At 52.7% G+C, this 14,316-nt stretch carries 12 protein-coding genes; 11 read left to right on the top strand and 1 reads right to left on the bottom strand.

Features of this window, described 5'->3' with window-relative positions; all coding sequences use genetic code 11:
• The first annotated feature begins 417 nt into the window (after positions 1-417).
• The 5 genes from aroF (at position 418) to FC43_RS02205 (ending at position 6,334) form a co-directional block, all read left to right on the top strand.
• Positions 418-1,407, top strand: coding sequence for a 3-deoxy-7-phosphoheptulonate synthase (aroF, locus tag FC43_RS02225; RefSeq protein ID WP_056953749.1), 990 nt, complete (start codon positions 418-420; stop codon positions 1,405-1,407).
• Between the two features lie 10 nt (positions 1,408-1,417).
• Positions 1,418-2,488, top strand: coding sequence for a 3-dehydroquinate synthase (aroB, locus tag FC43_RS02220; protein ID WP_056953747.1), 1,071 nt, complete (start codon positions 1,418-1,420; stop codon positions 2,486-2,488).
• 311 nt (positions 2,489-2,799) lie between these two features.
• Positions 2,800-3,549, top strand: a complete 750-nt coding sequence (locus tag FC43_RS02215; RefSeq protein WP_019206760.1) for a transaldolase family protein — start codon at positions 2,800-2,802, stop codon at positions 3,547-3,549.
• 15 nt (positions 3,550-3,564) lie between these two features.
• The gene (tkt, locus tag FC43_RS02210) at positions 3,565-5,604 is read left to right on the top strand and encodes a transketolase (protein ID WP_082611434.1); all 2,040 of its coding nucleotides are present in this window, start codon (positions 3,565-3,567) and stop codon (positions 5,602-5,604) included.
• A 145-nt stretch (positions 5,605-5,749) separates the two neighbouring features.
• The gene (locus tag FC43_RS02205) at positions 5,750-6,334 is read left to right on the top strand and encodes a peptidylprolyl isomerase (RefSeq protein WP_056953745.1); all 585 of its coding nucleotides are present in this window, start codon (positions 5,750-5,752) and stop codon (positions 6,332-6,334) included.
• Positions 6,335-6,376: 42 nt separating this feature from the next.
• Here FC43_RS02205 and FC43_RS02200 read toward each other — a convergent pair whose 3' ends face one another.
• Positions 6,377-7,267 carry a LysR family transcriptional regulator gene (locus FC43_RS02200; protein ID WP_056953743.1) on the bottom strand — a complete coding sequence of 297 codons (891 nt, stop codon included), beginning with the start codon at positions 7,265-7,267 and terminating at the stop codon, positions 6,377-6,379.
• Positions 7,268-7,434: 167 nt separating this feature from the next.
• On the opposite strand from FC43_RS02200, the gene FC43_RS02195 reads away from it, so the two are divergent.
• The 6 genes from FC43_RS02195 to FC43_RS02170 all read left to right on the top strand — a co-directional run bounded on the left by FC43_RS02195 (position 7,435) and on the right by FC43_RS02170 (position 14,296).
• Positions 7,435-9,060, top strand: coding sequence for a malolactic enzyme (locus FC43_RS02195; protein WP_056953741.1), 1,626 nt, complete (start codon positions 7,435-7,437; stop codon positions 9,058-9,060).
• A 143-nt stretch (positions 9,061-9,203) separates the two neighbouring features.
• On the top strand, positions 9,204-10,544 hold the full coding sequence (locus FC43_RS02190) for a threonine/serine exporter family protein (protein ID WP_056953739.1): 1,341 nt from the start codon (positions 9,204-9,206) through the stop codon (positions 10,542-10,544).
• Positions 10,526-11,197: a uracil-DNA glycosylase gene (locus FC43_RS02185; RefSeq protein ID WP_082611433.1), complete on the top strand. Its 672-nt coding sequence runs from the start codon at positions 10,526-10,528 to the stop codon at positions 11,195-11,197. Before FC43_RS02190 ends, FC43_RS02185 begins: the two co-directional genes overlap by 19 nt.
• A gap of 19 nt (positions 11,198-11,216) precedes the next feature.
• Positions 11,217-12,704, top strand: a complete 1,488-nt coding sequence (locus FC43_RS02180) for an MFS transporter (RefSeq protein ID WP_056953737.1) — start codon at positions 11,217-11,219, stop codon at positions 12,702-12,704.
• 31 nt (positions 12,705-12,735) lie between these two features.
• Positions 12,736-13,731, top strand: coding sequence for an alpha/beta hydrolase (locus FC43_RS02175; protein ID WP_056953734.1), 996 nt, complete (start codon positions 12,736-12,738; stop codon positions 13,729-13,731).
• Positions 13,724-14,296, top strand: coding sequence for a DJ-1 family glyoxalase III (locus FC43_RS02170; RefSeq protein ID WP_056953732.1), 573 nt, complete (start codon positions 13,724-13,726; stop codon positions 14,294-14,296). Before FC43_RS02175 ends, FC43_RS02170 begins: the two co-directional genes overlap by 8 nt.
• Positions 14,297-14,316 lie beyond the last annotated feature (20 nt).

Here is a 14,316-nt window from a genome sequence, read left to right as displayed (position 1 = left end):
GCACGTCACTGATGAGCAACTACTTTTTTTCTAACTTAAATTGACATTTCGGGAGAATTGGATTAGAGGTTGACGAGATAAATATAATGTTGCAAATTAGGAGCTACTAAATACAAAGGAGCAAGCCTTATGACGAAAAGATTGGTAGATCAACGATTTGGTTATTATTGGCCATAGTGTCTACGCCCGGACGGTTGTAGACAAACAGGTTTACAACCGTGCGGCCAATCTTTTGTTATGGAATCGGCCACGCGAAAGCAATTGGACTGCGGTGGCTGATTAATTAAGGCTTATAGAAATGCTTTAAACCGGTCATCCGTCAATTTTTTGCGGGGCCGGTTTTTTATTTGGTCAGTTAGCTGCTTATTTGGTTTAGCAGTTTTATTACAGCGACAATTCGAAACGGAGGAACTTACTATGATTATTGTCAGTCGAAAAGATCATCCAGAACTGATTTCGCAATTGCAAACCCGTTTTGCGGGAAGTAAACAAGTTTTTGTGAATGGGGACCGGATTGCCCTACTTGGGGTGACCCCTCAGGAGTTGACGCCAGAAGAAAAAGCAGCTGCGGCGACAATCATTGCTGATCATCCCGCTGCAGTACGGGCCAGTCGGCTATTTCATCCTGAAGATACGGTAATTGCGACGACCCATTCACGAATTGGGAGCTCCCATTTTACTTTAATGGCTGGACCTTGTTTAGTGGAGTCGGCGGAACATGTCTTAGCGATGGCTGCTGTCGCTAAACGCAGCGGGGCGACGGTTCTACGGGGCGGGGCTTTCAAACCACGCACGTCACCCTACTCCTTTCAGGGCTTGGGTGAAGCCGGGCTGCAAGCATTACGTCGGGCAGCTGACCAATACGACATGGATGTTTTAACGGAAGTCATGGCGCCGGAACAAGTAGCGTTAACTGCGCAGTACGCCGATATTTTGCAAATTGGGGCGCGCAATATGCAAAATTTTGCCCTGTTAAAAGCTGTCGGGCAGACTCGCCGACCGGTGATGCTCAAGCGCGGGTTGGCAGCAACGATTGATGATGTCTTGAATGCAGTTGAGTACATTCTCGCGGGTGGTAATTCGCAAGTTATGATCACCGAACGCGGTATCCGGACGTTTGATAATAAATACACGCGCAACACTTTAGACGTGGGGGCGGTCCCCGTTTTGCAAAAATTAACGCACTTACCGGTCATTATTGATCCCAGCCATGCTGCGGGACACACAGAGTGGGTCACATCGTTGGCACTCGCTGGGACGGCGGTTGGCGCTAGCGGCTTAGTGGTCGAAATTCATGATCATCCGGCGGCGGCACTTTCGGATGGGGCCCAAGCCTTACTGCCAGAACAGTTGCAAACTTTGGCACAGCAAGTTCAACGGGTGCGAACCGCAATTCAGCAAGCGTAAGGAGAAAGCGATGGAAAAAATCTTAGTTCAAGTGGCTGCTCGGCAGTATGAGGTTTTGATTGAGCGGGGCTTATTGGCGCACGTTGGTGAATTGGTTGCTACTCAGTGGTCTCCTCGCAAAGTCACGGTAATTAGTGATCAAAATGTGGCCGCTTTATATCAACAGCAAGTGGTTAAACAATTGGAAGCAGTGGGGTTTGAAGTTTTTCCCCTGCGCTTCCCAATGGGTGAGACTTCGAAGTCCCTATCAAGGCTGGGTTCTCTGGCGGCACAGTTAGCCCAAGCCCATTTTACGCGCGATGATGGGATTGTGGCCCTGGGGGGTGGCGTAACTGGAGACTTGGCCGGGTTGGTCGCCGCGACATACATGCGTGGGGTAAGGCTGATTCAAATTCCGACGTCGTGGTTAGCCCAAGTGGACAGCTCCGTGGGCGGAAAAACGGCGGTAAATTTAGCCCACGTTAAAAATTTGTTGGGGGCATTTTATGAGCCTGATTTAGTCTTGGTTGATCCCGCCGTCTTAGGGACCTTGCCCCAACGAGAATTAATTGCTGGTCACGCCGAGGTAATTAAAACCGCTGCGCTTGCAGGAGGTGACTTTTGGCAGTTGGTAAAAGAAATTCGGACGCCGGCCCAAATTTTAGAATTAGCCCCAGCTTTAAGTGCCCAGGCAATCGCATTTAAGGCCAAAGTAGTGATGGCTGATGAACGCGAAGGTTCTCAGCGCCAGATTTTAAACTTTGGTCATACGTTGGGGCATGCCGTTGAAGCGCTGGCTCAGGGGCGGCTGCGGCATGGGGAGGCAATCAGTGTTGGGATGGTGGCATTGAGTCAACGGCTTAGTCAGTTGGGCTGGGTGCCAGCTACGGTAGCGGCGGATTTGACGACCACTTTAGCAGGTATCGGCTTACCAGTTACGGCACCTGAGTTACAAATGCCGGCGATGATTGATAAGATAGCGAACGATAAGAAAAACCGGGGGGCTAACTTAAATCTGGTTTACTTGCCTCAATTTGGACAACCAAAAGTGAAGCCTGTGGCATTTGAACAAGCCCGGGCCTGGTTGTTGGAAACTATTTAAAAATGGTCTACCTTAGTTTTAAGGGAGTTGAATGATTTTATTGTCATATGTAATGGACGAAGATGAAGATTTGTGCAACCGATTCGCCAAACTTTCATCTTGAATGGTCTATTCATTTGTTTCGCTGATAGATTGGCTTTTATACGAGTTAAATTGAATTTATTTAGTATTTATCCTCGATTGGTATATCCAATTTAAAAAGGGGAAACGAGAATAAAAGTTTGACGATTAAAGTGAATTCAGTCATGATGAGAAACATGATATTTTTAATTTCGAAAAATTGGTATACTTAAAAACGAGGAGCTTAGCACATGAACATTACTAAACAAAATTCAATTGCAATTTATGCCGATGGGGCGGACATTGAAGCAATGCGCCAAATGGCCAAGTTACCAGAAGTAACCGGCTTTACTACGAACCCCACTTTAATGAAACGCGCGGGGATTACCAATTATTTGGCCTTTGCCCAAAAGGTCGTGGCGGAATTTCCGGACATGCCAGTTTCATTTGAAGTCTTTGCCCAAGACCAAGCCGAAATGCAAGCGGAAGCGGAAATTTTGAGCGACCTGGGGGAGAATGTCTACGTAAAGGTTCCGATCTTAGCACTGGATGGGACGCCCCACATCAATTTAATTCGCACCCTTTCGGCGGCCGGGATTAAATTAAACATTACGGCAGTTACAACCAAGGAACAGGTCCGGTGGGCCTTAGATGCTTTGGATCCCGAAGTACCGGCGATTATCTCGCTCTTTGTCGGCCGGGTGGCTGATACGGGAATCGATCCGACGTCCTTTGTGATCTGCAGTTCAACGATGGCCTTCCGTTACCCGAATGTGCAATTATTATGGGCCTCAACCCGGGAAGTTGATAACATCCGGCAAGCAGAACAACTGGGCTTAGATATTATCACGGTGCCACCGGCAATCTTGAATAAGTGGGTGACCCGCCGGGACCTGACCCCAGTCGATGTGGCCTTAGATACGGTCCGGGGCTTTGCCCAAGATATCGAAAGCTTGGGTTACAGTATTTTAGATGAAGTTGAAGCCATCAGTGCACGTTGATAGGAGGACGCTAGGATGAATAAGACAGAAGTAGCGGCGGTTAATGCCCTGCGGTTTTTAAGCGTTGATATGATTAGCAAGGCCAAGTCCGGTCACCCGGGGATTGCCATCGGGGCGGCGCCGATGGCCTACACCCTGTTTGAAAAGGTGATGAACTTCAATCCGAAGGACCCGGGCTGGTTTAACCGGGACCGCTTTGTCCTGTCAGCGGGCCACGGCTCGGCCCTGCTATACAGCTTGCTGCATTTGAATGGTTTTAACCTTAGTTTAGCTGACTTAAAAGCTTTTCGGCAGTTGGGCTCCAAAACGCCGGGGCACCCTGAAGCCGGGTGGACCCCGGGGGTCGATGCATCGACCGGGCCATTAGGCCAAGGCTTGGGGATGGCTGTGGGGATGGCGATGGCCGAACGGCACTTGGCCGCGACTTACAATCGGCCGGGTTTGCCAATCATTGATCACTATACCTATGTTTTAGCCGGGGATGGCGATTTAATGGAAGGGATCAGCCAAGAAGCCCTGAGCTTAGCCGGTCACCACCAATTAGGCAAGCTGATTGTTTTACATGACGCCAACCAGGTTTCACTAGACGGGCCACTGAACTTATCCTCCAGTGAAAACCAACGGCAACGTTTTGAAGCGGCGGGCTGGGATTATCTGGTCGTTGAACACGGTGATACCGATGTGGCCGCGATTGAGCAAGCCCTCCAGCAAGCCAAACAAACGGCGCAGCCAACGCTGATTGAAGTGCAAACTACGATTGGGTATGGGGCACCGCAAGCCGGAACTAATAAAGTGCACGGGGCGCCGTTGGATGCAGCCGGGCGGCAAGCACTAGCGGACTTCTTTAAGTGGGAGGCCGCGCCATTTGAAATCGATCAAACGATTCGGGATCATTTTGCTGCCGCAGTGGCAGGTAAGCAAGCTGGCTATGAGGCTTGGCAAAAAATGTTTGCCACTTACCAAGCCAAGTACCCCCAAGAAACGGCGGAATTAACCCACGCCCCACTGAGTGTGGCCGGGGTCAAGACCGCTTACCAACCAGGTGACAAGGTGGCAACGCGGCAAGCCAGCGCCGAAATCTTACAAAAAGTCGCGGCCGCCAATCCACAATTCTGGGGTGGAGCGGCAGATTTAGCCTCATCAAACAAAACCTTCTTGAATGATTTGGGGCGCTTTAGTCGCGCGACGCCGGCGGGACGCAACGTGAACTTTGGGGTGCGTGAGTTCGGCATGGCCGCGGCGCTGAATGGGATGAACCTGCACGGTGGCAACCGGGCCTTTGGGAGTACCTTCCTGGTCTTTACCGATTACTTAAAGTCGGCGGTGCGCCAAGCGGCGTTGATGAATTTGCCAACCGTGTTTGTGGGTTCACACGATTCAATTGCGGTCGGAGAAGACGGTCCCACCCATGAACCGATTGAACAATTGGCGGGCTTCCGGGCGATGCCGAATCTAGACGTAATTCGGCCGGCTGATGCCAATGAAACGGCCGCGGCTTGGCAAATGATTGCCAAGACTACGAACCGGCCATCACTGTTGGTGACTTCCCGGCAAGCCCTGCCGGTGTTGGCAGAAACGGTTGGGGCGCCAGTAGAACGTGGGGGCTATATTTTAGCTGATTCAACTAAGCAAGTCCCCGATGGGATTTTAATCGCCGCTGGTTCTGAAGTCAGTTTAGCAATGGATGCGAAGGCCTTGCTTGCTGAGGAGGGGCTTGACGTCCGGGTCGTTTCAATGCCGTGTTTGAACCGGTTTGACGAACAACCCCAAGCGTACCGTGACCAAGTCCTACCGCCCCAAATTGAAAACCGGGTAGCCCTCGAGATGGGCGCCAGTGCCCCATGGTACAAGTACGTGGGCTTGCGCGGCCAGGTTATTGGCGTGGACCGCTTTGGGTTAAGCGGGGACGGCCACGAATTGGCGACGGCCTTTGGCTTTACGCCAAGCCACGTGGCAGCGACCTTTAAGCAATTGGCCGGGGTACGTCAATTGGGGGCGGCCAGTGTCCTGCCAGCTTATCAAGAACGACCGGCGCGGGCGGCCAGCTTTCTTTAAAAGCGACCTCCTAAGTAAAGACAACTAACGACAGACAAAAATAACGCCAGTAAAAGGGCTGCCGGCAATCGGCAGCCCTTTGCTGTTAGTCGGCGGGTGACCGTGGTAAAATAATTGGCAGACTTTAGAAGAGGAGGAATGCGGGATGGCATTTCCACAATTAGCGTTGGACCAAGTAAAAGGGCCCAAAGCAACGATTAAGACGTCCTTGGGGGACATTAGCTTACAATTGTTCCCGGACCAAGCACCTAAAACGGTAAAGAACTTTGTTGAATTAGCTAAGCAAGGCTACTACAACGACGTTACTTTCCACCGGGTGATTCCAGACTTTATGGTCCAAACCGGGGACCCAACGGCGACCGGGGCCGGTGGCGAAAGTATTTATGGGCACCCCTTTGCAGATGAATTTTCCCCCGAATTGTTCAATTTGAAGGGGGCCGTTTCAATGGCGAATGCGGGTCCGAACACCAACGGTAGCCAATTTTTTATCGTGACGAATCGGAACCTGTCTACGAACTTGCTTGGGCAGATGGAAGCTGCAGGTTATCCAGCTGAAGTGATCGAAGCCTACCAAAATGGGGGAACCCCATGGCTGGATTTCCATCACACGGTGTTTGGTCAAGTTGTTAGCGGGCTGGATGTGGCGATCAAGATCAGTCAAGTCAAGCGCAACTTTGAAGATCGGCCAGAAGAAGACGTGTTGATTAAAGCAATCGAGATTACAGAGTAACCAAAAAACTGCGACAAACGCCTGGCGCGCTTGCCGCAGTTTTTATTTGCTAGCAGCCAAATCATGCCAAAGGGCTTGGATGGCTGCGGTTAACGGGGTTGTCGTCCGCATGACGGCTGAAACTAAGAAGGTGGGTTGGTCGGCGTCGGTGAGGGGGATGGGGACGACGTTGTCCGATGGTGACAGGGCCAGGTCGGTCAGGTAGGCAATGCCTAGGTTACTGGCGACCATTGATTTAAGAATGTGGACGTCGTTGGTTTGGTAGAGGACTTTGGGGCGGAAGTGATTGATTTGCGCGAGGTGGCGAAAGGCGTGCTGGTGGACAAATTCATTTTCGCGGGCCAGGGTAATAAACGTTTGATTTTGCAACTCGTGAAAGGCGACCCCGTTGGATTGCCGTGCAGCGAGGGGGTGGCTTTTAGCGACGATAATTTTAATCGGGTAGCGGGCCAGAACTTGGGTGCGCAACTGCGGGGAACTGATCGGGGTCAGGGAGCCGAGCAGGGCTAAATCAAGCTCCCCGTTTTGGACCATTTTTAAGAGGTGGGCCGACCCGTATTCATATGGCTCTAACTGGGCCATTAAACCGGCTTGCATCAGTTGCGGCGTCAGCGGGGGAAAGTAGAAATTGCCAATAATCGGGGGCAGGCCAAAGCGAATTTGACGGTCATTGGCATGGGCGATTTCTTGCCGGGCGACCGTTAATTCATTGAGGATCACCTGAGCGTGCAGGAAAAATTGCTGGCCGGCTTCCGTAATCCGTAATTCACGGTGGGATTGGTCCCGAATGAAAAACGTTGTGTCAAATGCTTTTTCCAGGCGTTTGATGGCCAGCGTAATGGTGGGCTGGCTGACGTTGAATTGTTCGGCCACCTTCGAAAAATTTTTGGTTTTAACCAGGGCGCAATAATATTTAATATCTTTAATGTTCATTTAAAATCCCTTCTTGTTCATAAATTAGCCGGCTCATATAAAATTAAATCATACTATATCGTTGATTTGACTATAAAGCAAACCCGGTTTTACACTAGCCTCGTTTAGTTTCTGATCCTGGCTTGCATTACGTTGGCATTGAAAGAATTGCGAAATGAGGGATGATTATGACAAAGGCAAGTACAATTTTAGCTAATCCGTACTTAAACAAAGGGACAGCTTTCAGTCTGGCTGAACGGCAAAGGTTGGGGTTATTGGGGGCGTTGCCGCCGAAGGTTCGGACGATTGAGGAACAAGCGACAGAAGTCTATACCCAATTTCAAACTAAACAGGCCGGCATTGAACAACGCGACTTCTTGATGGCGATTTTCAACACCAATCGGACCCTGTTCTTTTATCTGATGGGCCAACACTTGGAAGAAATGATGCCCATTGTTTACGATCCAGTGATTGCCGATTCGATTGAAAATTACAGCCAACGCTTCTTGCAACCCCAACAAGCAGCCTTTTTGTCGATTGACGATCCCGCAACGATTCGCCAACGGTTGCAAAATGCAGCGGCCGGTCGTGACATCAAGCTGATTGTCGTGACCGATGGGGAAGGAATCCTCGGGATTGGTGACTGGGGAATCAACGGGGTTGACATTGCGGTCGGCAAGCTGATGGTCTACACGGCGGCGGCTGGGATTGATCCGGCGTCCGTTTTAGCGGTCGGCTTGGATGTCGGTACGAACAACGAAAGCTTACTTAACAATCCCGCCTACCTAGGGCTCAAGCACCGGCGCGTTACGGGGGCGGCTTACGACCAGTTAATCGATGGTTTCGTGACCGTGGCGCACGAATTGTTCCCGTCGGCTTTGTTGCACTTTGAAGATTTTGGCCGGGCCAATGCCGCCAAGATTTTGCGGCGCTACCAGGATCAATTGCCAATCTTTAACGACGATATCCAAGGAACCGGGATGATTGCGCTGGCCGGCGTGCTCGGGGCGCTGAAGCTATCAGGGCAACGACTGGCCGACCAAAAGTTCTTGACCTTTGGCGCCGGGACGGCTGGCATGGGGATTGCCAAGATGCTCTTTGATGAAATGGTCCGTCAGGGAATGGCGCCAGCAGAAGCCAAGAGGCACTTCTACTTAGTAGACGTTCAGGGGTTGCTCTTTGATGACACGCCCAACCTGACCCCGGAGCAACGGGAATTTACCCGGCAACGCGCTGAGTTTGCGAATGCGGATGAACTGACCGATCTGTTGGCGGTCGTCAAAGCCGTTCAGCCAACGGTAATGATTGGCACTTCCAAGCAACCGGGCGCCTTTAGCGAAGCGGTGGTCAAGGAAATGGCGGCCCACGTCGCTCGCCCGATCATCTTCCCGATTTCTAATCCCACGAAGCTGATTGAAGCCATGCCAGCCGACTTGCTGAAGTGGACGGCCGGCCGGGCCCTGGTCGCGGCCGGGATTCCGGTCCCGGATGTGACGCTCAATGGTCAAACCTACCGGATTGGCCAAGCCAATAACGCCTTGGTTTACCCGGGGGTTGGCTTTGGGGCGATCGCGGTCAAAGCCAAGCGGATCAATGAAGCAATGTTAGCGGCGGCCGCCCACGCCTTAGCTGATATTGTCGACGTAAACCAAGCCGGCGCGGCGGTCCTGCCACCAGTCGCCCAATTGCCGGCCTTTACGGCCAAAGTAGCCGAAGTGGTGGCCCAAACGGCACTTGACCAAGGGTTGGCGGACCCGACGATTACTGATGCAAAGCAAGCCGTAGCGACTTTACGGTGGCAAGCCAAGTATTAATTAAACGTGCTGAAGCAAATGGGGGCTTCAGCACGTTTTTTTTCGTCGGCAAGATAAAGCGATTCCACGGAAATGTTTTCTGTTATCAGCCAAAATTCCTCGTATAATAAAAGGGAGTTTTTGGCAATAAAGGGGATTTGAGAATGGAGAAACAAACACCAACGGAGAGTGGCTATCAACACCACATGGCCATTCCCTGGCATGATTTTGTCACGGATGATAATGTCACGCCGGCTAAAGATGCGAACCTGGTGGAACGCGCCACGATCGTCGGGCGAATCGGGTTGATGATGTTAGCCTGCGGTACAGGAGCGTGGCGGGTTCGCAATTCAATGAATGTCGCCGCCGAGACTTTGGGTATGACTTGTTCGGCGGATATTGGTTTGGTGTCAATTGAATATACGTGCATGGATAACCACCGCAGTTATACCCAGGCCCTGGCCCTCCCTAGTACGGGGGTTAATACCGCTCGGCTGAATGCGTTGGAAAATTATATTCGCGAATTTGAGCAGCAAGGGCAAAATTGGACAACCGGGGAAATTCACCACGCCTTAAATCGGATCGAAAGCATCGGCGGTTTGTACGCGCCGTGGATGGTGGGCTTGGCTGCGGCCTTGGCTTGTTCAGCCTTCGTTTTTTTGCTGGGCGGAGGCCCAGTAGAAATGCTGTGTTGCTTTTTTGGGGCCGGCATTGGCAATTACGTCCGGCGCAAGATGGGTGATCGCAAACTAACCCTTTTTGCGGGTTTAACGGTGGCCGTAGCGGTCGCTTGTGTGGCTTATGATGCTTCGTTTAACGTGGTGCAGTACTTTTTACACGTTAATTCACACCATGAAGCAGGCTATATCGGGGCGATGCTGTTTGTGATTCCGGGCTTTCCGTTCATCACTAGTGGTTTGGACCTTTCCAAGCTGGATATGCGCTCCGGGTTGGAGCGGGGGGCCTTTGCTTTGATGGTCATCACGGTCGCGACTTTGGTCGGCTGGGTGGTAGCCATGGCGATGGATCTGCAGCCTGAAAATTTCATTCCCCTGGCCCTTTCCCCGGCCCTGTATTTGGTTTTGCGCCTGGTCTTTAGCTTTTGCGGGGTCTTCGGCTTTTCGATTATGTTTAACAGCAGTTTAAAAATGGCGGCAACGGCCGGCGTGATCGGGGCCTGTGCCAACACGCTGCGCCTGGAAATGGTTGATTTGGCCCACGTGCCGGCTGGCCCCGCGGCCTTTGCGGGGGCGCTGTTGGCCGGGTTGTTAGCTTCCTTAGCGCGCCGGCGGGTTGGCTATCCGCGGATTGCGATTACCGTGCCCTCAATTGTGATTATGGTCCCGGGGCTGTACATGTATTCAGCGGTTTATAACTTAGGGTTGAACTCGCTGAGTGTGGCCGGTACGTGGGCAGCCAAGGCGGCGTTGATTGTCGTCTTCTTGCCGTTGGGCCTGATTGCTGCCCGGATCATTGCGGACCCGAAATGGCGGTACAAAAGTTGACCCGGCGGCTGACCTACCCGCCGGCGTTGGTGGCCCAAGTGCAACGAGCGGTCCAAGGGCGGCCCTTAGAAGGCTTCGTGCCAGGGGAGGGGCCGTTCCCGACCCGGGTGATGGTGGTTGGCGAAGCCCCGGGGCGCCAAGAGATCGAAACGGGGCACCCTTTCGTGGGCGCTTCGGGGCAAGAATTAACCAAGTTACTGGCCTTAGCGGGGTTACAACGGTCGGCGGTTTACATCACCAGTGTGGTTCGCAGCCGCCCTTATCACCTGCGCCACGGGCACGATCGGGCCGGCCAAGCCGTGGTTAAACGACCGAATCGCACCCCCACCAAGCGCGAAGTGGCGGCCTTTGCGCCCCTGTTTGACTGGGAAATTGCGATGGTCGCCCCAGAAATCGTGATTCCCTTAGGCAACACGGCCCTGCAGCGCTTGGTCGGACCGCAGGCAACGATTGGGGCCTTGCACGGCCAAGTGTTAAAAACCCCGGTCTTAACCTGGCAAGACGACCAATATTCCCCGGGAAATAAACCAGTCTGGGTGGTGCCGATGTATCACCCCGCTGCCTACTTGTACGCTCGGCGCCTCGAAGCGACTGTCCGCAACGATTGGGCGCAATTGGGGGCCTGGTTGCAAGCGCAGCGCACAGATCATTAAAGCAGTTTGGGAGGAAATTATGAAAATTACCCACCGCCGTCTGATTACCTTTGCCTTGTTGTTATCCAATATTATGGCCGGGATGGACGGGACGATTGTTAACACGGCCTTGCCAGCCATTACCAGTGACCTGCATGGCCTTCAGTATACCGGCTGGATTATTGCAACCTTTTTATTTGGGATGTCAGTGGCTACGCCATTTTGGAGCAAGTTGGGGGAGCACAAGGGGAACCGTTGGGCCTACGTGGCGGCCACGACGTTGTTTGCGCTCGGGGCCATTTTACAAGCTCAAGCCCCCTCGATCATTTGGTTTATTGCGGCCCGGACCGTGATGGGAATTGGGGCCGGCGGGATGAACACGATTCCCTTTATTGTCTTTGCCCATCTTTACCCGAATTTAAAGCAACGCTCACAAGTTGTCGGGCTGGCCAGTGCCTGCTTTGGGACGGCTTCCATTGTCGGGCCCTTGCTGGGAGGGTGGATTGTTGATAATCTAACGTGGCACTGGGTCTTTTACGTGAACTTGCCGGTTGCGGCGATTGCAATTGCCATTATCGGTTTAATCTACCGCAGCCCCAAGCCGCAAGCAGCGGGGCGGCCCTTTGACTTTGGGGGTGGCCTGCTTTTAATCAGTGGGCTGGCCTGGATTTTATTTGGCATTCAATTGATTGGCCAACTGACCTTTGGGGTAGTCGGCGTGATGTTAGGCGTGGGGGTAATCTGCCTCCTTTTAATGTACCGGCTTGACCAGCGGGCCGTCGATCCAATTATTCCCAGTCGTTTGTTTACTAACCGGGAGTTAATGGTCGATTTATTGCTGTTTGTGATGATTTGGGGTTCGTTTATTGCCTTTATTACTTATATTCCGATGTGGGCGCAGGGAATTTTGGGTTTGTCGGCCTTAGTGGGGGGCTTAACCCAGATTCCCGGCGCGGCAACGAATTTTATCGGTTCCGAATTGGTTCCTTACGTTCAACACAAAATTAGTAAGTATGGCTTGGTTTGGATTGGGGCGTTGACCATTCTGCTGGCCTTTGCGGGCTTACTGCTGGGCGGCCAGCAGACCCCGTTTTGGTTGTTGTTGATCCTTGGTGCTTTTGAAGGCTTTGGGGTTGGGATGGTCTTTAATGTCTTGCAAGTCAGTGTCCAAACGGACGTAGCCTTGCCCGATGTCCCGATTGCGACTTCGCTGGCCTACCTAGTTCGGATTTTAAGTCAAACCCTCATGTCGGCGGTGTACGGCGTAATTTTGAATTTAGCCTTGGTTCGGGGGGTGGCAGGGCATCCTAGAATCAACTTAAAGATGCTAAATCAGCTAAGCAATGCCAAAACAGCTGCCCAGCTGCCGGCGACCGAGCTGCCCTTGCTGCGGCAGATTTTATATACTGGGTATCACCACATTGTTGTGGCGGCCTTTACTTTGATTTGCAGTGCCGTAGTAATTTTACTGGTCTTAGTCCGTCGCCAGCGTTTAGGAAAGCAAGGTGCAAGTTTGCCGGAGTCGTGATAGGATTAGGGCAAAGGAATGGTAAAAAACAATGAACAAAGGATACGGAATTGACCAGCAAACCCTCAAGGCGATGGCTGGCAATTTAAAAGACAGTGTGGTGGAATTGACTCAATGCGGGGAGCACCTTTCTCGGCAAGCAATGCTGGTCAGCTTGAGTTTGCAGTTGTCGGGCTTAAAGCGGCAACTAAGCACTTCTACGGGGCGGGCGAAATTGCTCCAGACAGCGGGCCGGCCCCCCTTTGGGTTGCCGCGTTCCGTCCATTTGACCAGTTCGGTGACCAAGAAGCGCTTTGCTGGTCGGCCAGTGATGGTGCTTAACGCTCAACCGGGCCCCCAACCAGTGGTCCTGGCGCTCTACGGGGGGGCTTATGTATTGGCCCCAACGAAGGTGCACTGGCAATTCTACGACCGCTTGGCGCAAACCAGCGGAGCCCAAGTCTGGGTACCGGACTATCCGCACTTACCGGGGGCCACGGTTGATCAAGCCTTGGCGTATCTGCACCGCCTTTATGCAGCTTTGTATGATCAGACCCCGGTCAGTCAAATTACCCTTTTGGGGGATTCGGCTGGTGGCGGGTTGGCGGCCAGTCTCACCGAGGAGTTGGTGACCCAAGGGTTGCCGGTTCCCGGGCACTTGGTGTTGTTATCACCGTGGTTGGATGTGCACTTGACCAACCCAGCCTTGCCCGCTTACGCACGGCGCGATGTGTTGTTGGACCAAGCGGGCTTGCAAGCGTTGGGCGCAAAGTTTGCGGGGGGCCGGTCGGCGGTGGATTACCGGGTTGCACCGTTACGGGGCCCGTTAAATGGGATGCGCGACGTCCAACTGTTTGTGGGGACCAAGGAATTGATGTGTTTAGATACGATTGAATTTGCCAACCGCTTGGCGAGTGAGGACGTGCCCGCCCAATTGGTAATCGGGCGGGGCTTGTACCACGCCTATCCGCTGTATGCAACGCCGGAGGGGCAAGCCGCGTTGTTGGCAATGGCAAAGACCATTAAGGGGGAAGTTAAACATGACTAGTGTCGCAGTGGTATTAGCCGATGGTTGTGAAGAAATCGAAGCCCTAACGCCGGTGGATGTCCTTCGCCGCCTCGGGGCGGAGGTAACGATGGTGGGGTTAGCCGGATTGAAAATCCAGGGGGCCCATGGAATTGAACTGACCGCAGACACGACGTTAAGTGCGGCGTTAGCGGATTATGATTGCGTGGTCTTCCCCGGGGGTTCGACGGGCGCGGAAAACTTGCGGGCCAGTGATGAATTAATGACTTTGATGCAAGCCCGCCAAGCAGCTGGTCAGTGGAATGCGGCGATGTGTGCGGCACCGTTGGCGTTTGCGCGGTATGGCCTTTTAGACGGCCGCCGTTATACCTGTTACCCGGGGGTCGAAAAAGCGATTGGGCAAACCAACCCAACTGCCGTCTTTTCACCGGCGATTACCGTGGTTGATGAAGCTGGCCACTTGGTTACCAGCCGGGGCCCGGCGACGGCGTTGGCCTTTGCTTTTAAGATTGCTCAGGTCTTGGGGATTGCGACGACGACAATGCAAGATGAGATGCTGTACACCTATTTGAAACAAGAAATTTAACTTAACGAAGCGGCTGGAAA

Origin of the sequence: Limosilactobacillus ingluviei DSM 15946 (assembly GCF_001435775.1) — a bacterium.
Taxonomy (GTDB): Bacteria; Bacillota; Bacilli; order Lactobacillales; family Lactobacillaceae; genus Limosilactobacillus; species Limosilactobacillus ingluviei.
The sequence above is the reverse complement of the archived record's forward strand: the minus strand, read 5'-3'. Positions and strand labels throughout refer to the sequence as shown.